Source organism: Njordella aestuarii (genome assembly GCF_056494165.1).
The window spans coordinates 1696526-1716824 of the sequence record NZ_CM151397.1 but is presented as its reverse complement, the minus strand read 5'-3'; the positions used below and the strand labels follow the sequence as shown (position 1 = coordinate 1716824).

Annotated in this window: 11 protein-coding genes; 9 read left to right on the top strand and 2 right to left on the bottom strand. The window is 52.5% G+C overall.

The genetic code is table 11. The annotated features are described in order from the left end of the window. Positions 1-40 precede the first annotated feature (40 nt). Both SH451x_RS06520 and SH451x_RS06515 read right to left on the bottom strand, forming a co-directional pair. On the bottom strand, positions 41-2131 hold the full coding sequence (locus SH451x_RS06520; RefSeq protein WP_479361640.1) for a hypothetical protein: 2091 nt from the start codon (positions 2129-2131) through the stop codon (positions 41-43). A gap of 151 nt (positions 2132-2282) precedes the next feature. Beyond that, on the bottom strand, positions 2283-3002 hold the full coding sequence (locus tag SH451x_RS06515) for a hypothetical protein (protein WP_479361639.1): 720 nt from the start codon (positions 3000-3002) through the stop codon (positions 2283-2285). 216 nt (positions 3003-3218) lie between these two features. Here SH451x_RS06515 and SH451x_RS06510 point away from each other — a divergent pair, with 216 nt between their 5' ends. The 9 genes from SH451x_RS06510 (at position 3219) to SH451x_RS06470 (ending at position 20293) form a co-directional block, all read left to right on the top strand. After that, entirely contained in the window at positions 3219-4193 is a 975-nt protein-coding gene (locus SH451x_RS06510; protein WP_479361638.1) for a glycosyl hydrolase family 18 protein, read from the top strand. Between the two features lie 743 nt (positions 4194-4936). Further along, positions 4937-5926 carry an AAA family ATPase gene (locus SH451x_RS06505; protein WP_479361637.1) on the top strand — a complete coding sequence of 330 codons (990 nt, stop codon included), beginning with the start codon at positions 4937-4939 and terminating at the stop codon, positions 5924-5926. Between the two features lie 40 nt (positions 5927-5966). After that, the gene (locus tag SH451x_RS06500; RefSeq protein WP_479361636.1) at positions 5967-6872 is read left to right on the top strand and encodes a DUF58 domain-containing protein; all 906 of its coding nucleotides are present in this window, start codon (positions 5967-5969) and stop codon (positions 6870-6872) included. 3 nt (positions 6873-6875) lie between these two features. Beyond that, positions 6876-8996 carry a vWA domain-containing protein gene (locus tag SH451x_RS06495; protein WP_479361635.1) on the top strand — a complete coding sequence of 707 codons (2121 nt, stop codon included), beginning with the start codon at positions 6876-6878 and terminating at the stop codon, positions 8994-8996. Further along, positions 8996-11389 carry a hypothetical protein gene (locus SH451x_RS06490; protein WP_479361634.1) on the top strand — a complete coding sequence of 798 codons (2394 nt, stop codon included), beginning with the start codon at positions 8996-8998 and terminating at the stop codon, positions 11387-11389. The genes SH451x_RS06495 and SH451x_RS06490 overlap by 1 nt, the downstream gene beginning before the upstream one ends. Positions 11390-11396: 7 nt before the next feature. Beyond that, a complete protein-coding gene (locus SH451x_RS06485) occupies positions 11397-14246 on the top strand; it encodes a coiled-coil domain-containing protein (RefSeq protein ID WP_479361633.1) in 2850 nt (949 codons plus the stop codon). Positions 14247-14278: 32 nt separating this feature from the next. Beyond that, the gene (locus SH451x_RS06480; RefSeq protein ID WP_479361632.1) at positions 14279-15046 is read left to right on the top strand and encodes a DUF4159 domain-containing protein; all 768 of its coding nucleotides are present in this window, start codon (positions 14279-14281) and stop codon (positions 15044-15046) included. Beyond that, the gene (locus SH451x_RS06475) at positions 15043-16464 is read left to right on the top strand and encodes a multiheme c-type cytochrome (protein ID WP_479361631.1); all 1422 of its coding nucleotides are present in this window, start codon (positions 15043-15045) and stop codon (positions 16462-16464) included. The genes SH451x_RS06480 and SH451x_RS06475 overlap by 4 nt, the downstream gene beginning before the upstream one ends. Next, complete coding sequence (locus SH451x_RS06470) at positions 16454-20293, top strand: HEAT repeat domain-containing protein (RefSeq protein ID WP_479361630.1); 3840 nt, start codon at positions 16454-16456, stop codon at positions 20291-20293. The genes SH451x_RS06475 and SH451x_RS06470 overlap by 11 nt, the downstream gene beginning before the upstream one ends. The last annotated feature ends 6 nt before the right edge of the window (positions 20294-20299 follow it).

The following is a 20299-nucleotide window of genomic DNA, read 5'->3' as shown; positions in this document are numbered from 1 at the left end:
GGGCGAGATCGCGTAGTGCAAACACATTGCCTATATCTCATTAGGCAGCTCGGTTTTGCCCCTGCTGCCGACGGAGTCGTTTGCGTTCCGCTTTACTCATGTTGCGATACTCAGCCGAGTCTTCGATCTCGTCGAGATTCCCCATCGAAGCGCTTTGCATAGGTTCGTCATAATCGTCTCGCGAAGTTGAAACGCTGGACGTCGACGGGATGCTTATCTGTGGTTGCGTCGTAGGCTTCTTCAACTCCGGTTGTGATTTCGCTGCCGAAGTTGAGGGAGCAGCAGTTGCCGTGGGTGGCTTGAGTGTCAAACTATCCAGGAAGCCGAAAGGTCGGAACTTTTTCTTCGGCTTGTCTGCCTTGTCAATCGTTGGTTTAGCTTTCTCGGCCGCAACCGGCTTGGCAGACCTAGAGAACAAACGGCGGCCAGGCTTGCCTTCCGTTTCTGTTTTTGCTTTCGGTTCAGCGGCTGGTTTTCTGCGAAGTGAGAACGACCAATTACGTTTCGATTTCTCACCCACTTCGACATCAGTATTGCCTGACTTAATCAGATCAGGTTTAGCCGCGGTTTTAGCAACTGGTTTACCTTCAGAACCCTCAATCACAGTATTTCGTGAACGACTGAACGGATTCGAGAATCTTGATTTCGAAGGCTCTGAAGCTTCCTTGGTCGATTGAGATGCCTTCGTTGCAACCGCTGTAGTGCTCTCGGATACCGTTCCGACTTTCTCGAAGCCTGTTGCCAAGCCTCGATCACGGACGCGGGTCTCCTTGCCCAGGTCAGAGTAGTCTTCGCCTAACTCAGGTTTAGGTCGTGGCTGCAACCAACCAAACCAGCGACTCTTGCCAGCCGGATTTGCTTGCTTCTCATCCTGTTGTGGCCTTTCGGATTTAGTCGGCGCATTTGTGAATTTCGTCGGCGTCGTCACCCGAGGAGTCGTGAAATTCGGACGCGAAGACGTAGCTTGTTCTGTCTCATCTTCGTCGTCATCGTCCTCGTCCTCTAGTTCCTCTTGGGCGCGACTGAAGGCCTGCTTCTGCACAGCAACCCTTTCGGCATCAGCTCTCTCGTTAGCAACATTGCGTTTGGCTGAATGGACTTGCTCGCCGACGGTAACCGATTCGCCACGGCGGAATTTTGATTTCAGCCCGCTGGCAAAACGGCTTCCTGACAGGGCGGTAAGTGGATTCTGAAGCTTGGGCATTTGCCATGCAGCCCGTTCGGCTAGCCACTTGTTACGTAACGCGAATCGTTTCTGTGCTTGGATGTAGATGTGACGTAGGTACAACGTCGCTGCCAAAAAGACGCAGAATATGCCGCCCAACCAAGTGCTTCCGACTGCCAGGTCGATGGTCGGTGCATCCCAGGTGAGCTTAAACAGCCCCGTACCAACGACGGCACTAAAGGCCCACGAAAGCAATCCGAACAGCCATAACGTGACCGACCCCGGCGAACTTTTTAACTCGGTACAGAGTCGAAGCCCTAATACACCCACTAGAGACGCGTACGATGCAAGAACTACTGGCCAACCGTGGTAACCGAGCTCACGCTGCGTCCATGGATCAATTGTAAGTCCGATGATGTACAGAGCGGAGGTTTCAGCGTCAAAGCTGCTGAAGAAGCATCCGATCGCCAGAAAAATCCAAATGCGATACTTGGCTCGGTAATCGTCCAATTTGTGGCGGCGTAGCTGTAAAATCAATAACGAAGCTATGCCCGTGAGCAACCAGAACTGGCAGCCCAACCAATGGCTTAACCCGTGCGGCGATCGCAGGTCGAAAAAATGCTCAATGGGCAAACCTTCAAGCGGTCGGTAGGCAATCCGAAGAAGGTAATGAGCCAAGATAAGACATAGCCATACTCCACCTAGCACGCCGGCTAGTGTGGCCATGGCGACCTTACGGACCGGTATCAGCTGGACCAATCTCTGCTGGCATGCAAACCGGACTTCCTGACTGTAGCCAGGATCTCTGCGTTGCAATGAAGCTGCCTGATCTTCAGTCTCTTCGGCCGCTTGCCGTCGTCTTGAACGAGCGCGCACCGTCTCTACGGCGACACCGCTATCAGCAGCGACCGCTTCGCGCATCGTCCGCCGCCGGCGGTCATTTCTAGACGCACGTATGAGAGCCATTCGAACACCAACGAGAACTTAAACGCTAAGAGACGTGTGCGAGAAAGCGCAAACGTCTTGAACGTTAGCTCCTTCAACGGCCTCCTGCTTCCCATATTTTGAGGCGCTGCGTCAAGACTGATCGCAAACTAACCCGGAATGAGAGCATTTCTCAATCGTCGATGTTCATCTCACATTCGCAGTCGCACGAGATCATTTGCAAGCCACAAGCCGGGCATTCCTCTGTGTCACAACCCGGCACGTGCAGTTGCATCGGCAAGACGCCACAATCGCCACAATTCGAGGAATTCGGCCCCCCGTAGTCCTTTTCTTCGCCGAATCGAACACGCTTCATGAACTTGCCGTCAATTTCGACGTGTGTAATTTGCTGCGCCTTTGTAATTTTCTCAGGCCATCCCGCAGACATCCACATACCATTGAATTCGACTTCCTCGTCGTCGTCCTCGTCGTCGTCTTCGCAGACCAGATCGCTGTCATCTTCATCGCTACCAACGCTTGGCTCGCTGTCATCAGTCTCCCCCAAGTCATCCGAACTTTCATCGTCTTCAACGATAAGGTCGTCGGACAGATCAACTCTGGTCCATTGCCATTGGTCATGCCAACCGTCCACATCATTGATGTACGCGTCAAACGCTCTAAGCACATCATCAATGAAGGTCTTTGAAGTATTGGTGCCGAAGTGCTGCTGCTCCGATCCTTGTCGGAATTCCAACTGAAAAGTTCCGTCTTCGTTACAGAATGCTTGGATATATTCCTGGTCAGCGCGACTGAGAACAATAAAATGCTGCGGGGCAAGTTTTTCAATCTCACTGCGGATCGTCGCCGCATCTGGGAGTTCAAAAAAACGCTCGTCGTTAATGTTGAGCAGCATGGATACTTTCTTTTATCAGGACGCAGTTCGTAGCAAGCCAGAATTCGAGCCGGACTTGTTCTGAAGAATATAACCTTTTAATTCCGCGAACGCACCCACAGTTCGCTGCAGTTTCGGCAGCTGTCGACTAGGCGATAGATGATGGGAGCATTCCTTAAATTCGGGTACATTGAATTGCTCACCCCAATTCCCACCTCAATATTGCAGCATCGTCCTATGTTAATCTCAAAGATTCTCCCTTCGCTAGCGGCGCTCTTCGCATTCCTCTGCAGTAGTTCGCTGCTGCTTGCTCAAGATCGACTGGTCGTCGCGTATGTACCCAACTGGGTGAACTTGGGTGAGTTTTCGAAGCATATTGCCTATGAAAAGTTGACGCACATCAACATAGCGTTCGAAAACCCCACGGACGATTCTGGCAATTTATCCTTTCACGAAGGTAATCGCCAACTAATCGACGCGGCCCATGCGAACCACGTAAAGGTTCAAGTGTCGATCGGCGGCGGTGGTGTTTCAGGCAAAGGCGCCATGCAATCGCTATACTTTGATCTAATGAGTGCCACTCGACGAAAATCTTTTGCAGCCAGCTTGTATGCCTATGTAGTCGAACACAATCTTGACGGTATTGATATCGATATTGAAGGCCCATCGATCAATGAGGACTATGGACCATTCATCGAAGAACTTTCGTTGCTTTTCACGCCCAACCAAAAGCTACTCACGAGTGCATTATCAAAGGGCTATGGCGGTGACAAAGTACCGACCGAGACGCTTAACAAATTTGATTTTGTCAACATCATGGCGTACGACGGAGCAGGCTCGTGGGCACCTGATTCTCCGGGGCAACACTCTTCCTTCGAATTTTCAAAATCCAACACAGAGTACTGGCTCAAGCGCGGCCTACCGAAATCGAAAGCAGTTCTGGGGCTACCCTTTTACGGGTACGGTTTTGGGCAGGATTTTAAGAAAGGCGGCATCGGTTACGATACGATTCTTGCCGCTCATCCAGGTGCAGAAAAACTCGACAAAGTAGGCAACACCATCTGGTACAATGGAATACCGACCATCAACGCAAAATGCCAATACGTCGTCGACCAGGATCTAGCTGGCGTCATGATTTGGTCGCTCGACAATGACGTTGACGACGAACGATCATTGCTCAAAGCAGCCGACTCGGTCTTAAACCCTCGGTGAACCCAAGGCTCGTTTAGCCAACGACCGCAGGCTTACGCACCTAAACAGTAAAGTGGGACCGAGTACGTGTACTTCGAGGACACCAAGCTTTTTATAACCCCACATCTTTTTTGACCCCCACGAGCTCGTCTCGTGGGTGAATAAGTTTGGCAAGCTAGACACCTAAGCTCTCTCAACCTTCGGAGCTTTGCGAGCAAGACGTTTGCGGACCGACCCTACGATTAAGCTCTGACGCAGCACTTGATTGTTTCACCACCAAGCTTGACTTGATTAATTGACGATCCTAAACGCAACGATTGGATCATAGTTCGACTGGGACACGCCCAGTTGTAATTTTAGGGCAGTGCCGCGTTAGGCTGGTTATAATTTCGTTACAACCCAGGCGACCCCATTCGAGTGCTTGCTCCGTGAGTCGCGGCGCGGTTTGTTGCTATGTTTTTGCAAACCAAGCTGGTCGTCTACGAAAATCGTGCGTATCCGGTGCACAGGTGCCGACCTGCCACCGTGTTACGGTTGCTTGCACTCCGACCCAAACTTCCCTCCACCCCCTAACAAATCCTGGCTTTTCTCGCAGTTCGCTTTGATAAAACACACCCCAGGTAAGTAGACAGGTCTAGCAAAATCGCGACTTAAGGCAAAATTTCACCCCACTGCTGGATTTCTGTTTTGGAAACGAGTATCCTCGGAGTGCTCGCTGAACAACTCCTTTCTGGCTCGTCATTTTTATTTGTCTTGAGGTTGACGTGGTTACTCTTGATGCAAAATCGGTCAGTGAAACATTTGTGCGACAAGCTGTTGAAGTTCGCACCAAACTTAAAGAGTCGATCGTCGGTCAAGATGACGTACTCGACCAATTGTTAATCTGTGCATTAACTGGTTCGCATGCTCTGATCGTTGGCGCACCTGGACTTGCCAAGACCCTGATGGTCAAAACGCTCGCTCGGGCGCTAAACCTAAAATTCTCTCGAATCCAGTTTACACCCGATTTGATGCCCAGCGACATTACTGGTTATGAATTGCTGGCGCGCAATGCTGAAACAAATGACATGACGATGCAGTTTCGTCATGGACCGATATTTGCCAACCTTGTTTTGGCCGATGAAATTAATCGCGCCGCTCCAAAGACTCAATCGGCACTGCTTGAGGCAATGGCCGAGCGGCATGTGACCGTGGGCGGCATGACTTACAATCTTGATGATCCGTTTCTCGTCGTGGCAACGCAGAATCCAATTGAGCAAGAGGGAACTTACCCCTTGCCTGAAGCGCAGCTGGACCGCTTTATGATGGAGATTCGAGTTGGCTATCCTACGAAAGCTCAAGAGCGTGAAGTCGTATTGAGAACAACTGCGGAGCAAACCGATTTTACTTCGGGTGGACTTACGCAAGAGGATTTTCTCGAGCTTCGCAAGACGGTGCGAGCAGTACCTGTGCCCGATTCGGTCGTCGATCTCGCAGTGGCTATCTGCAGTGCAAGCCGGCCAGAATGTGACGATGCGCCGGAAGTTGTTCGCAACTACGTCGCCTTCGGAGCTGGTCCGCGCGGTTCGCAGAATCTGGTGCTAGCCGCGAAAGCTCGCGCTTTATTGGAAGGTCGCACGGCGCCGATAACAGGTGACGTGCAGGCTGTCGCTAGCGCTGTCCTACGACATCGAATCTTGATGAACCATCGTGCCATTGGAGATAACTTCAGCGTCGAGCAATTAATTGCTGCGCTGCTCAAAGAAGCAATCTGACGTCGGCTGTGAAGTTGTTTAATTCTAGGAGTTCGACGGCATGCAATCGCAAAGTACGTTTTTTGAACCGGGCCGTTTGTCTGGCCTCGAGAAGATGCGTTTCACGACATCGCGTCGTGTCGAAGGTTCTTATTCCGGCCGACATATCGCGAAACGTCGCGGCGGCTCAGGTGAATTCGTCGACTATCGCGAGTACTCTCCCGGCGATGATTTACGTCGCATCGACTGGAAGGCTTTCGGTAGAACAGGCCGCACTTATCTCAAGCTATTTCAAGACGAAACCGACTTGCGATGCACGCTGGTGTTGGACTGTAGCGGTTCGATGTCACAAGGCGGCAACTCTGCTTCCGATATACGCGGCTCCAAACTTGAGTGGATGAAGTACTTTGCAACGGCGCTTGCGCATTTGATTGTGCTTGGCCGCGATGCGGTTGGATTGTGCGCGATTAACTCGGCCATTGATCACTACGTTGCGCCGGCGGCTTCCATGCAGCAACGGGCTCTGGTGCATCAGGAGATCGAACGCATGAAATCGCACGGCGAAACAGATCTCGCTGCAGGTCTGGATTCTGCGCTACTGCAAACATCGCGTCGAGGTGTCTTGCTGGTGATGAGCGATTTTTTAGTGCCCAGTTTAGAGCCAGTCTTGTCCAGCTTTCGAAAGTTCCGAGCTCGTGGCTGGGAGATCGTCGTCTTGCATCTCGTTCATCCTAACGAAGAAAAGCTACCCGAGGGAAATGCCTTCCGCTTCACTGGCCTAGAAAACGATGGCTTCGTCAATTGCCAAGTTGCCGAGATTCGTCGCGCCTATGAAGAGCGTTTCGCGGCGCACTTAAAGCATACGCGGTCTGCGCTCTATGCTACAGGCTGCGATTACCATTTGGTCCGCACATCAGAAAACTACCTTGACGTATTGCGATCGTTCATGGTTATGCGAGGAGCATAAAGAATGGGCGTCTTAAATTTTTGGGCGATAGGAATGGGAATGATGGCGCTCGCCGCGCCGATTGCCGTCCACTTCCTCACCAAGCCAAAGCCTGTTCCCTTCGCGTTATCGACGATCCGCTTCTTGCAGGAAGTCATCGAGCAACGCAAAGCCCGCAGCCGATTTCGCGACTGGTTGGTACTACTGCTAAGAACGCTTTGTATCGGCTTACTGGCCCTTGCTCTAGCGCGACCGATGTTAAGTGCTCGGCCCGCTGTTCCCATGGAAGCATCCAAGAACACACAGCGTGTGCTGGTGATCGATGTAAGCCAAAGCATGGCTGCCGGAAGCGGCGGTGTAACCAGTTGGTCCGCGGCTCAGGCCAGCGCATTGCAGTATTTAGAAAGCGGATCGGGCTTGCAAGCCGCTGTCGTATTTGCCGGAGCCCGCGGCTATCCTGTTTTCGATCGTATGTCACCAAATTTAAACGCTTTACGGGAAGCGATTCGGCAAGCCAAACCGAGAGCAGAACGGGCAGACGCTCGAGCGGCAATGGAACAGGCCGCAATGATTCTCGGTAATGCGAGCGGCGAAACGAAAGAACTTGTCATCATCAGCGACTTCCAACGAAACAACTGGGGGCAATTGATGATCGATTTGATTCCCAGCGATACTCAAATTCAGTTTCACAGCGTTGCTCCTAAAGTTACCGACAACATCGCCGTCACTACCGTCCGTTTTCAGACCGAACCGATCATCAACCAGTCGACTCAACTCGAGATTGAACTGGCCAATTACTCCGACCGCGAGGTCGATGTTCGTTGCGTGATCGAAATGACAGATACGCAGCGCGTCATCGAAACTAAACTCGCAGCAAGCAGCACGCGCACTTTAGCCGATTCGATCACTTTCTCCGAAGTCGGTTGGAAGCATGGTTGGGTGCGGCTCGAAAACAATCTTGATGTGTTACCAGATGACGACCAACGCCCTGTCGCTGTTCGCGTTCGCCCTCCGGTGCAAGTCCTCATGGTGACGCGGCAGAACGTTCAAGAGGTCCCCTCGTCAAGCTTCTATCTTGAGCAAGTATTATCCGTTGCACTTGGTGGTAATGAACTCACCGATCCCGCTTCGAATCGAACAGTTCAACGAGTGCATCCCAGCCGCGATGCGCTGCGAAGCTGGCCAGCGAGCGATCTTTTCGTTTTAGATCATCCCGGTTCGCTATCAACCGAAACGCTGCAGTTTATCGCTTCCCAATTACGACGCGGTAAAGGCCTGTTGTATGTGACAACCGAACTTGCCGATGCAATGAATCTGAAGCAACTGCAAGAGTTGTTAGGCAGCGATTTCCAGCCGCCCGTGGAATTCGCGGCCGATCGAACCAGCGGTGAACGAAAGGACCTTTTTGTCCGGCAAGTCCAAAGTCGCGAATCCCCTTTCGCAGTGTTAGGCAGTAACAACGCGGCCAGCCTCTTCACGCCGGTACGCTTTTCAGGCGGTTTGACGACTAAGGCGACTTCGGAAGGACTCAAAGATCAAGTACTAGCGGAGTTGAGCGATACATCTGCGCTTCTTTATTCAACTTCCGTTGGGGCCGGTCAATTAGCGATCCTCAATACCGATTTGTCACGATCGAATTGGGCGATTCAACCGACCTATTTGCCTGTCATGGGCGAACTGGCTCAATCGCTGCTTGCTTCCCGCGGGCAGCGCGATGAAACGCACTGCGGCGAGCCAGTCGTACGTTTGCTGCCAGCAGATGTCGTCAGTACCGAACAAATGGTTGCCAGGACACTTGAAGGTCCGCCGCCTGCCGATGGCGAGTTTGGCAATTGGGAATGGGTAGCCAACCAGAGTTCTGTAATCTGGTCGTGGAACGCACCGCCCGGGGCCGGTGTGTATGCGCTAGAACAAAACGGTGCACCGAAAATGTTGCTTGCAACCAGTGCGTCTGCGATTGAATCTGATTTAGCATCTTTGTCCGAAGATATCTTGACGACACGCGTGAGCGGGACACGTAAAGTTGGCTTCGCCTCCAATGATGTCGATTCGACAAACTCAGATGACCTTTGGAAGTGGTTGATAGTTGGCTGCTTACTCGGCTTAGTTGCAGAAATTGCAACGCTTAGGTGGAATCGAATGTAATGTGGACGATTGATCCTAAAATCCCGATGACTTTGTGGTGGGGCTTGGCGGTCTTAGCCTTCGCGGCGGTCGCTTGGTATGCTATCCGGAAACAGTGGTCTGTCGCTCCGGCAAAACGCATCGTTATCACATTGCTGCTTGGACTGGGCATAACCGGACCGCTCTTGATTGCATTGAATCCAACTTGGGTCGAGGCCATTCCTCCTGTTCCCGGCAACCCTCTGCTTACGGTGCTGGTCGATGGTACGTTGAGTATGCAGACGGTCGACGCTGGCGATAGCGGGCGGCAATCGCGATGGGATTATGCAGCAGAATTAGCCAAATCAGTCCAGCAAGGTAAGTCCACGGTTGAAGTTCGTAAGCTTGCCTTTGGCGACAGCGGCATAAGCCCAATCACCGAAGAACAACTGAATCCCAGCACGTCAGATAAAGTCGAGCCCACTGCAACGGATCGATGGCCGCGAGGCTACAACAGTGATCTTGCCTCTTCACTTCGACAGACAACGCGCGCCGGTTCTCCGCTCGGGCATGCCGTGTTGATGATCAGCGACGGGGCACATAACGTCGGATCGGTGGAGAGCGTGCTACAGGCAGCAGTCGAATCCAACGCTCTAGCAACACCGATCCACACCGTGACTTTGGGGACTTCGATTGGCATGCTCAATATGTCGTTGACTGCCAAGTCATCGCGGATGATCGCGTTCCCTAACAACCCGATCGCGATCAGAGTTACAGTCGGGCATAGCGGGCTAGCAGGGCAAAGCACCAGACTTACGCTTTTACGCGACGATACGGTCGTTCAAGAGCAAACGGTTCGATTGACCAGCGAGCCATCGCAAGAAGTCAGGTTTGTGGTCAAGGAAGGCGTAACACAGGCCATGGAACGCTATCGAGTCATTGCGAGCGATGTCCCAGGTGAAGTGACCACCGCCGACAATCAAACGATGGTGCTCGTACAACGCTTGAGTGCTCCGATCGGCGTCTTGGTGCTGGAAGGAAAGCCGTACTGGGACTGCAAGTTTCTGACTCGTAACTTAGCACGCGATCCAGTTGTGAATTTGACAACGATCGTTCGACTGGGCGATGGTCGGTTTTTAAAACGCAAGGTCGAGCAAGAGCAAAAGTTGACCTTTAATCCGCTGAAGTCGAATCGTCTTCCAGTCGCCCTTTCAGGACTCGCTCCAACTCTTTTGACCGGAATACTTGCGGACGACCAGCCGGAAGCACTTAAGTCAGTCGATTGGTCGATTGTCGAAAAGCTATCGTCACCCCTGGAATCGCCAGAGCTATTGGACGAATATCGATTGATCATCTTGGGGCGGGATGCGGATGCGTTTTTAACCGAGGCGGGCATTGAGCATCTGCGAAGCTGGATCTCGGAACGAGGTGGTTGCTTACTGTGCTCGCGTGGTGCACCAACAGACCAAGTCGCATCCAAGTTGGGCGAGATACTTCCGGTCAGATGGTCTTCGTCGGCAGAGTCACGCTATCGCGCTAAAGTCAGCCGTCATGGAATCGATTCCTCAGTATTCGACTCATTGCTTACCGACGGTTCTGATCCACTGGGGACTTTGCCCAGCCTTGCACTCGGGGCCAAACCACGGCCGCGTGCCGGGCTGCCCCAAGTGTTGCTGGAAAGCGCAGTCGACACAAGTGGTACCGAAGTGCCCATTGTTACCTATCAGCCTTTCGGCAGTGGGCAAACGATTGTTGTGGAAGGCTCTGGGATGTGGCGTTGGGCCTTCTTGCCACCGCAGCATGCAGACAAAGAGAAAATCTATCCAGGGCTTTGGCAATCGATGGTCCAGTGGATTGTGTCTCAGCAGGACATGATGCCCGGACAAGACGTTGCGGTGCGAGCGGATCGCGCAACTTTCATTTCGGGAGACCAAGCGACCGCTTCGATAACTTTGCGTTCGGGCTCAAAGTGGTTAGAAACGGGTGCCGAAGCTGGAATCAGCCTGCTGCTACAATCATCGGAGATGGATTTGCCAGCGCGAAAATCTCTGACGCCATCAGGGCTGGAAAATAACCTGTTTCGCGCGGACCTCGGAACACTTGACGTCGGCTACTACACCTTAAAAGCAGTTACGGGCGAGCAAGACGAAGTGTTGGCGGTTACGGCTTTCGAAGTTCGCGACCCGTGGATGGAACGTTTGGAAGTGGATGCCCGGCCCGATGTAATGCGACAGATCGCTAGGCTCAGCGGCGGTCAAGTGTTAACGGCAGAGGACATTCCAAAGCTGGTCGAGCAATTTGAAGATAAAGTAAAAGCGCAACAAAAGCACGAAGAGATTCGCACCACCATGTGGGATCGTCCGTGGGTTTTGTTTCTAATTTTATGCGGTTGGATCGGGACTTGGATCGTTCGCCGTCAAAGCGGACTTGTGTGAGGGAATCATGTCAGCAGGCTCAATATATCAAGGCCCATCAGCCGACAGTTTTCTGGCGGTTCTCAACCCGTTTCGCCGGCGGATCATCGGCATCAATGTCGGCCGACTCGTGTTGCTGGCATGTGCGGCACTGCTGAGCGCGTTCATTGTATTGTTATGGGCAGATACAGTCTGGGAGATGTCATCTGCCGTTCGATGGTGGACCAGTCGTGGAGCGATTGTTATTGCGTTGGTCGCTTTAGTGGGCTTGGCAGCGTATCGTGTTCGCCGAACAACGCATACGTCTGTGGCGAAGGTCTTGGACCGCAGCAGTAACAGTGGCGGTGAAGTGCTGGCTGGGCTACAGCTAGCTACCAATCCTGTCGCGCCGAAACATGATCTCTCACGTGGGTTGGCACAGATCGCCACCGCGCGGGCAGCGAATCGAGTACAAACGTTCGCGCCTGACCTAGTGACCGATTGGATTGGCATTCGCAGCGCTGGATTTATGCTAGCCGCAGCACTTGCTGCCAGCCTCATGATCGCTGCCGTTGTGCCTTCGATCGCTTGGAATCAAGTCCAGCGGTTTCTTTACCCGGCAAGCGATATTCCTCCTTATACCGGCGTCTTGATCGAACTGGAACTTGAAAGCCCTTCGGTTCTCTATGGAGCTGACGCGTTTGCGAAAGCGATCATTCAGTCTGGCTCCGTGGACCGCGTACAGTTGGTGGTTAAAGCGGCGAGCGGACAAGAGCAGGTCTTGCCGATGCTGGCCCAAAACAGCCAGGAGTACCAAGCGATCTTGACTCGCGTTACCGAACCGCTGACCATCTACGCTCGCAGCGGATCAAGCCGCTCAACAGCTAAACAATTGGAAGTCCAACTGACACCGAAAATCGTGTCGTCCAGCGTGCGGATTACTCCTCCGGCTTACACCCGAGCGGCGGTCTATCGCGGTGCAATTCCGGAGAAAGGTATCGCTGGGCTCGTCGGTACCGAAGTCCAATGGGAGCTCACCAGCAACCGTCCGCTGGCGAAAGGGATCTTGCGAGTAACATATCGCGACGGCAATGAAGAGTCGTTTGAGCTAACTCCGTCCAGCAGCGATGGTGAGGCGACCACCGTAACGGCTACGGTTGCACTGTCGAAAGCGGGCACATTTGAGCTAAGCGTATTCGATATTGCCGGACTTCAGTCGCAGGATAATGTGACCGGCTCTCTTTTGATATTAGAAGATCGACGCCCCATAGTAAGGATCACTCAACCGCGACAGCTTTCACTTGCAACGCCTGATGTACGCTTGCCAGTCGTCGTGCTTGCCGAAGATGATTATGGCATCACGAACTTAACACTGTTTCGCTCACTGAATGGCTCACCAGCCACTCCGGTGCGAGGGGAAGTTGATGGAACCGCACGAGCTCAAGCATCGTGGGAGCTGCCGCTGGAAAGCTATGGCTTGGAAGAGGGAGACGAGATTCAGTTGTTCGCTCGGACGGAAGACAATGATCCCTCCGGTGCAAAGGGTGCAGAATCGCCAATTACAAGGATCCAAATCATCTCTGTAGCTCACTTCCAAGAGATGATGATGCAACAAAAAGGTGCTCAGAGCATGCAAGCCAAGTACCAAGCGGCGCGGCGATATTTTGAGCAACTGGACAACGCACTGCGAGAAGTAGAGGAAGCACAGAAGGAACTGGAAGCGAACCCTGATTCTGCAGAAGCGGCTGCGAAACTGCAGGAGAAATTAGAGGCCGCCCGGCAAGCTGCTGCCCAGGCCGCCGAGCAACTAGATAAGCTTAGCCGCCAAGCGATGCCGATCGATATCGATCAGGAACTGGCGAAAGAACTCGCTGAAATGGCCAAACAAGCTCAGAAGATGAGCGAACAACTTGGTGACATGCAGGCGGGTGCCAAAAATGGACTGGAGCAATCGCAGCAAGAACAAATTGAACAAATGCGTCAGCAAGCAGGCGGATTGCAGAAGGACCTAAAAGAGAACGCCATCGACCCGATGAATCAGATGCAGGCGATGCTGCCTTTGATGACCGACCAAGCTGCCTTCAGTCGGCTTGTTGAACAGCAGCGTGATTTATCAGAACGCTTGAGAGGCTTGCAAAATGCGGACGCGTCGACCCCAGAAACCGCCAGACGTATAGCAGATCTAGAAGCCGAACAAGAACAGCTCAAGCAGAGCTTAAGTGAACTGCTCGATAATATTGAACAGCATGCGGAAGCGCTGCCTGAAAATGAAGACACACGCGAGCTGAAAGCGACTGCGCTGGAGTTTGTTGAAGCTGTTCGTCAAAGCGAAGCTTCCACGGAGATGAGTAAGGCGCAAGAGAACTTGCTTGGCAATCAGTTCTCTGACTCGCAGGCCAACGCTCAGAAGGCCGCGGAGATTTTGGAAAGCTTTCTCAGCCAGTGCAACGGCATGGGCGATCAGGCGTCGCAAGCCTGCAAGGCTAAATTCAGTCCAGGTAAGTTCGGTAGTTCAATGCAGCAAATGATGGAAATGATGGGCATGAAGCCCGGCTCGAGTGGAATGAAACCAGGCGGAAAACCAGGCATGGGGCTGGCAAGGGGGGGGGGCGGCTACTCCCAACGAATGCCCGGCCCGCAAAATGTGGGCATGTATGGATCGCTACCAATGCCTCAGGCCGCGCCAAGCAGCGGTAGTGGTGATCGCGAATCGATGTCAGGTGCCGCTTCAAGCCATCAGATTGGTCAATCAAGTGATTCAGAAAACGCAAGTGAGTTGCAAGCTCGTGGCGAGGCAGCGGGGCAAGGTATGAACGCGGTGCCTGCCAACTATCGCTCTAAAGTCTCCGAATACTTCCGAGTGCTAAACGAACAGTTGAACCGCGAGACCGCAGAATAATTCTCTTTTCCCATTCGTATGAGGGTATGGTCATGGAACAAGATACAATGCCAGTGTGGTACCGAATGCTAAGGCAGACAGTATGTTCGGCAATCCTGAGAACGGCTTGCTTTTGTGCAATGTTCTACTGCAGCTTAGGGATCGTTGCAATCGCGGCCGATGCAAGTGCGCCGGAATCGGGCGTGATATCCGAACCAGCGTCGGCTGGCGGTGAAGCTGATAGTGTCGTGCAAGTTGCAAACCTTATTTACGCTGGCACGAAAACGAGCGAGTGTTTTGCCGATCACTTTTTACGTCGCGCCGAACAAAGCTCTTCGATTACAACCAGTCGTCGACTGCATTCGGTCAAGCTGAGCAGCGAGGAAATTTATAGCTTTCCAATGTTAATCATGACGGGCGAAGGAGAGTTCACGCTGCTGCCCGAGGAACGCGAGAACCTGCGACAGTTCATTGAACGGGGCGGTTTCTTGCTGGCTTCCTCGGGGTGCTCTTCCGAGGATTGGGATCGCTCTTTCCGAAGCGAAATGGCCAAGGTCTTCCCAGCTTTAGAACTGCAAGCGTTGGGACTGGAACATCTTGTCTTCCACACGGCTTATGACATCGGAGAGTTGCAAGCGAAACATGGGACGCCCAAACCATTGGTTGGCCTGCATTTTGGAACGCGACTAGGCGTACTGTATTCGCAAGATGGACTTAACGATACATCCAACACGCATGGTTGCTGTTGCTGCGGCGGAAACGAAATCACGAACGCTGAAGAGATCAATGTTAACATTCTCGTCTACAGTCTTCTGCAATGAAACAAGCTCTGAGCGACCAAGCTACCCACACGCAAAAAGCGACCGCTATGACATGCCGTCGGAATGTTTCAACAAGCATTCACGCTCGTGCCGTGCTGCGTTCCTTATCGCGGTTTTCGGTGCTGGTCGCTGCCTTGCTGAGCTTGGGTTGTACTTCAAAACCGACGTCGCTGACTATCTATGTCGCAGGAGACACGCAAGGTTGGATTACGCCCTGCGGTTGCGCCTCGAATCAGTCTGGTGGCCTTGCGCGTCGCGCCGAACTGATTGACTTTGACAAGCAAAAGAGAGATGTCTTGCTGTTGGACGTTGGAGGTTCAGCGATTGGCACGACCGCCTATCAACGGCTCAAGTTCGAAGCATTGCTTGACGGTCTTCAGTTGATGGGGCTCGCGGCGATGAACGTCGGCGCAGCAGAAACAAAATTCACTCCGCAAGAGCTCAACGAAATTGGCCTCAAGACAGGGACTAGATGGCTGGCGTCCAACCTCCAAGACAGCTCTGGGGCAGCGTTTGGTTCCAACAAGCTCGAGTTCGAGCTTGCGAAATTGAAAATTGCGGTTGTCGGCGTGATCGATCCAAACTTGGTCAGCGGCAATGCTTGGCAAGCAACCGACGCTGTGCCCGCTATCCTCAGGTCGTTTGGCCAATCGTCAGCTGATGTCAAAATCGTGCTAGCGTACTTTGACGAGCCGGGTTTGCGTGCTCTCGCACAGGCCCTGCCAGAAGTTGACTACGTGATCGGTGGTCCCACAGGCCAAACCGTGATGCCTTCTCGGGTTGGCTCAACGACGATTATGTCGACCACGAACAAAGGGAAATTTCTGGCGCGGATTGAACTTAAGAAGTCAGGTGATTTAAAGCAAGAAACCGACGCAAGGATCACGGAAGTATCCAGCACTCTTAGCGAGTCGGACGTGCAGTTGAAGAACCTGGCGGCTTATTATGAAGCGTTATCGAAGAAAGATTTTCGATCGGACGAAGCGGGCTTACTCACAAGCTTGGCGGTGAATCAGCCCGACTATGCGATCGCCGGTTCTGCGTCGTGTGTTTCCTGCCACCAAGTGGATGACAATATTTGGCATCAATCCAAGCATAGCTACGCGTGGAATGTGCTTGAGAATAAAAATGCACACTTTGATCCGCACTGCCAGCAGTGCCATACAACGGGTTACGGTTTGCCAGGCGGTTTTGTAAACGTTGCGCTTTCGCGAAATCTTGTTCATGTAGGTTGCGAGAACTGCCATGGGCCTTCTCAGGCGCATGTCATCAATCCGAAAAAGAAGACTCCGTTCAAAGCGATGGAGCAATGCGTTCGTTGTCACGATCATGAGAATAGCCCTTCATTTTCTCTGGATGCCTATTGGCCGAAGATTGCACACGGAAAGACGACTATAGGTAATCAAGATGCCAAATAACCGCATATCGCTGAGTGTTTTACATCGACTCCTCTTGTGCATCGCCTTGTTTATAGGCGGAAGCACTTCGTTGCGGGCACAAGATACAGTCGAATCGGACGGCGGTATCTTAGGTTGGCTTTTCGGTTCAGGTTCTTCGCAAGTTGAATCGACGGCAGAGACAGACGCAGACGCAGAACCCGAAGACTACTATGAAGTTTTCGATAATTCAGAAAATTTATCGACAGGTGAACTTCGTATCGACGCTTCCGTTGACGCCCGCGAGTCGTATGAGTTCGATTCAACCGATAACGAAACAGCACCACCACGCAGCGACGAACGAATAGAAATCACAGATAGCTATAGTGAAGCGATTTCGCTCGCCCAATTGAATCAGCGTCCACTGCTGGTCGTCTTTGGCGCAGACTGGTGTACATGGTGCAGGAAGCTGGAAAAGGAACTGGCGTTACCAGAGGCAGAATCCGTCTTAAAACAGTGGGTGATTGCCAAAGTTGACGTGGATGCGAATCCCGACGTAGCTCAGCAACTGGGTGCTTCGGCCCTTCCGTCGCTTCGCATACTCGCCACAAATAAAGCGGTCGTGGCTGGACGAGAAGGGTATCTGCCGCTGGATGAGTTGAAAGGTTGGCTGGATGAGAATATCAGTCAAGCCGATCCGGCGATTCAAAAGATTCTGTACGATTCGGGCAACGTGTCGTCGGAGGAGTTGCCAAAGTTGGTCGAGTTCTTGGCCAATCGTTCGCCCGATCTTCGGCAGGCGGCAGTGCAGCGCATGCTGAAGGCAAAATCAGATTGTTCCGATGCAGTCGTCGACGTACTACGTGTCGGCAAGCTTTCGCAACGGTTGGCTGCTATCGAGATTTTGACTTCGTGGCAAGCTCCCGTCAGCGCCATCGATCCGTGGCAACCGGAGTCGATGTCAGAACAAAGTTTTGCACCTGTGATCGATTGGTTGCGAGCGCAGACCAGCGATGAAGACGATTCTGATTCCGAAAGTGCGGCAGATGCTCGCGCATTAGATCCGGAAACGATCAGCCAAGCAGTCACCTCGCTGCTGACCGCTCCCACCGAGAGCGTCTTGGCCGCCATGTCGCAGGCTGTTCGCTACGGAGACCAATTACTCCCCGAACTTCGCAGTCGGCTGGCGAACGCAGAACTTGACGATTCCCAAAGGATTTTGCTGCGCGAATTAATGTACCGCGTCCTCGCGGGCGAACGATTGCGTCTAGAACATAGCTCACAGTTCTCTGCCATGGCCAGTTTGGATGGCAAGCAACACCGCGCCGCAGTCGAACGGATCCTAACCAAAGCAACGTCAAGAGACACTCCACTCATCGACGAGCTTTCTCAGGACACCGATCCTTTGGTGCGAGAACTTGCGATCCCAACACTGCAAAAGATCGGAGCGTTGCAGGAAAGCGAGCGATTGGAAAGGCTCTTAGCGGACAAAAGCCCCAGCGTCCGTACAGCAGTTTTGCGTCAATTGTCACTCAATCCAAAATCCAAGTCGACTAAGTCGTTGATCGATTACGTCACCAAGGAGTCAGACGAAGATCTGCTGGTTTATGCTGCGAAAAGTTTGGGAAGTTTAGGGAAGAAAGATGGCGTCGAAGAATGCCTGCTCAGTCTGCTGAACAGCGAGAGTTGGCGAGTTCGTGCTGCGGCACTTGATGCGATCGGCGAAATGCTTTCGAAAGTATCTTCCTACGACAACGACCGGTCAGCCTCTGACAGCGTGGCGGCTGCAATCCTTAAACTGACCTCCGACCCCGACTCATTCGTTGCACAAAGGGCCGCGACTCTTTTGCCGAAAACGGTAACTGAAAAGACTGCGAAGGAAACTGCGTTGTACTTAATTTCTAATCCTGACCGATTGAAAATTCTTAGTGAGGAATCATCAAATTATCGATCGGCAGGCAATCTGCAAGCACTTACATCTGTTGCACAAGAGTGGCTGAGTAGCGACGATGTTAGTCAAGTACGCGGAGCTGCTCAGATATTGTCAGGTCTCAGCCCCACGTTGCTTCAAGATGAACTGCCTCGATTGTTGAGTTCAGATGATGCGGGCATTCGGGAAGCCGCTTTGACGGCAACGGTAGCATCGCTGGAACTTTATCGAGACAATGCTATCGATAACCTGGAGGTAGATCCAGGAACCATCGTTGCGCTGGAGCCTTGGTTCTCTGTACCAGAGCAATTGTTGCCAAAGAAAAAACGCGCAAGATCGTCCAGTAACGAATCAGCAGCGAGTGAATCCGCTGAAAGCGACGAAGATATTGAAGCCGCAATCGCTGAGGCCGGTCTGAACGAATTAGATGGTTTGTTTGGTGACAACCCGTTTGGTGAGGAAGAACCGACGCCAGCGAGCGACGACAGCCAAACGGAGAGCGCTTCGGCAGCCAACGAAACAAAGGATAGTTCGCTCGCTGCATTCGATCTACTCGATGGTTTTTTCGGCGCAACTCCGGAAGTAGCGATACCTGATAATACGCCTTCGCAAGATGACTTGGAACATATGGAAAATGAAGACGAACTGTTGGAAAGCGAGGATGATGAACTCGTTGCTAGCATATCATCGGAATGGCTGGCCAAATGGCATTCCGAACCAACGACGGAAACCTGGATTAAGGACTCTCTAACAGCACTGCGAACTTTGCCCGCTTCGAAAGAAGAGTCAACTTCAAAAGCGGCACGATGGCAGAATCTCGCTGCATTGGCCGCCGGCGACTCAAGCTTCACTGCGCCCGTTATCTCTGACCTTTTACAAACACCCGCACCTGAGGCCAAATCGTCGTCTCCCACGAAAGCCGAAGTACTGCCGTGGCTGCCCGCCGCTGATCGCTTGCAAGTGTTGCAGTCAACCGCAATTGATTGGAACAATCTTGAAGATTCACAGCTTGGAGAATTACTGCGCGCTGCGACTTGGATTGATGACCTTGCAATCGCTGACTGGTTTATTGAATCGATTGAAACTTCCGGATCGATTCGAGAAGATCGCGTTTTGATGGTTCAGCGCATCATTTTACGTGGGCTCATCGGCCATCGCGCTGACGAAATGTCGCCGTATCTTTATCCTGCATCGCGGGGGTACTCGCGTGACGAGGACTTCGTTCCCAAGGCGGATCGCGCGTGGCAATGGCTGCAGCAACGCTTTGATCAAGCCAAATCGCCTGAGTTGAAAGCTGCATTATTGACCGCTGCTTGCTACATCGATTATGAGACAGCGGTGAGTACCGCTACGGGATTTGTCGCTCAAGCAGAATCCTATGACAAATGCGTCCCGCTCGCTACCATTCTCGCGTTATGCCATGAAAGCTCGGCAGCAATTCCGAAAGCCCGAGTTTGGTTAGAACATTCCCTCCCAGAGGTTCGCGAACTGGCAGTTCGTCGGCTGTTGAGCGCACCAACTAGTTTTTCAGAGGGTTATTTGAGCAAGGGAGTCCGAATTATCTACGACTATGAAGAACGAATGCCTGCTTTTTGGACCGACACCGAACCGCTTCCTGTCGAAGCAATCAAGCAGGCATTGAGCAGTGCAACGTCGCTTGAAGCCAAACGTGATTTTAGTCTCCTATTGCTTGCGGCCGGCGAAGAAGTTTCGCAAAACGATTTGCTATTGGAGGGGGATAACAACCGCTTGCTCGTTGCCGCTGCACTAGCTAAGAACAAGCGTCTGGACGATTCCTCCGTTGCTTTCTACAAGCAACTTGCAGAAGAGGTCGCAGAGGAGAAAGGTACATTGTTGCTCGAGTTCTTGAAGCCCCTCAAAGATCCTCGGCTCGTTGCGATCCGAAAGGACCTTCGCAAACGTTTGGATTCTGCTGATTGATAGGTT

Excerpts from the sequence above, each read along its gene's own strand:
- SH451x_RS06470 (WP_479361630.1), top strand. The coding sequence starts at position 16,454 with ATGCCAAATAACCGCATATCGCTGAGTGTTTTACATCGACTCCTCTTG.
- SH451x_RS06520 (WP_479361640.1), bottom strand. The coding sequence starts at position 2,131 with ATGGCTCTCATACGTGCGTCTAGAAATGACCGCCGGCGGCGGACGATG.
- SH451x_RS06485 (WP_479361633.1), top strand. The coding sequence starts at position 11,397 with ATGTCAGCAGGCTCAATATATCAAGGCCCATCAGCCGACAGTTTTCTG.
- SH451x_RS06475 (WP_479361631.1), top strand. The coding sequence starts at position 15,043 with ATGAAACAAGCTCTGAGCGACCAAGCTACCCACACGCAAAAAGCGACC.
- SH451x_RS06515 (WP_479361639.1), bottom strand. The coding sequence starts at position 3,002 with ATGCTGCTCAACATTAACGACGAGCGTTTTTTTGAACTCCCAGATGCG.
- SH451x_RS06495 (WP_479361635.1), top strand. The coding sequence starts at position 6,876 with ATGGGCGTCTTAAATTTTTGGGCGATAGGAATGGGAATGATGGCGCTC.
- SH451x_RS06490 (WP_479361634.1), top strand. The coding sequence starts at position 8,996 with ATGTGGACGATTGATCCTAAAATCCCGATGACTTTGTGGTGGGGCTTG.
- SH451x_RS06500 (WP_479361636.1), top strand. The coding sequence starts at position 5,967 with ATGCAATCGCAAAGTACGTTTTTTGAACCGGGCCGTTTGTCTGGCCTC.
- SH451x_RS06510 (WP_479361638.1), top strand. The coding sequence starts at position 3,219 with ATGTTAATCTCAAAGATTCTCCCTTCGCTAGCGGCGCTCTTCGCATTC.
- SH451x_RS06480 (WP_479361632.1), top strand. The coding sequence starts at position 14,279 with ATGGAACAAGATACAATGCCAGTGTGGTACCGAATGCTAAGGCAGACA.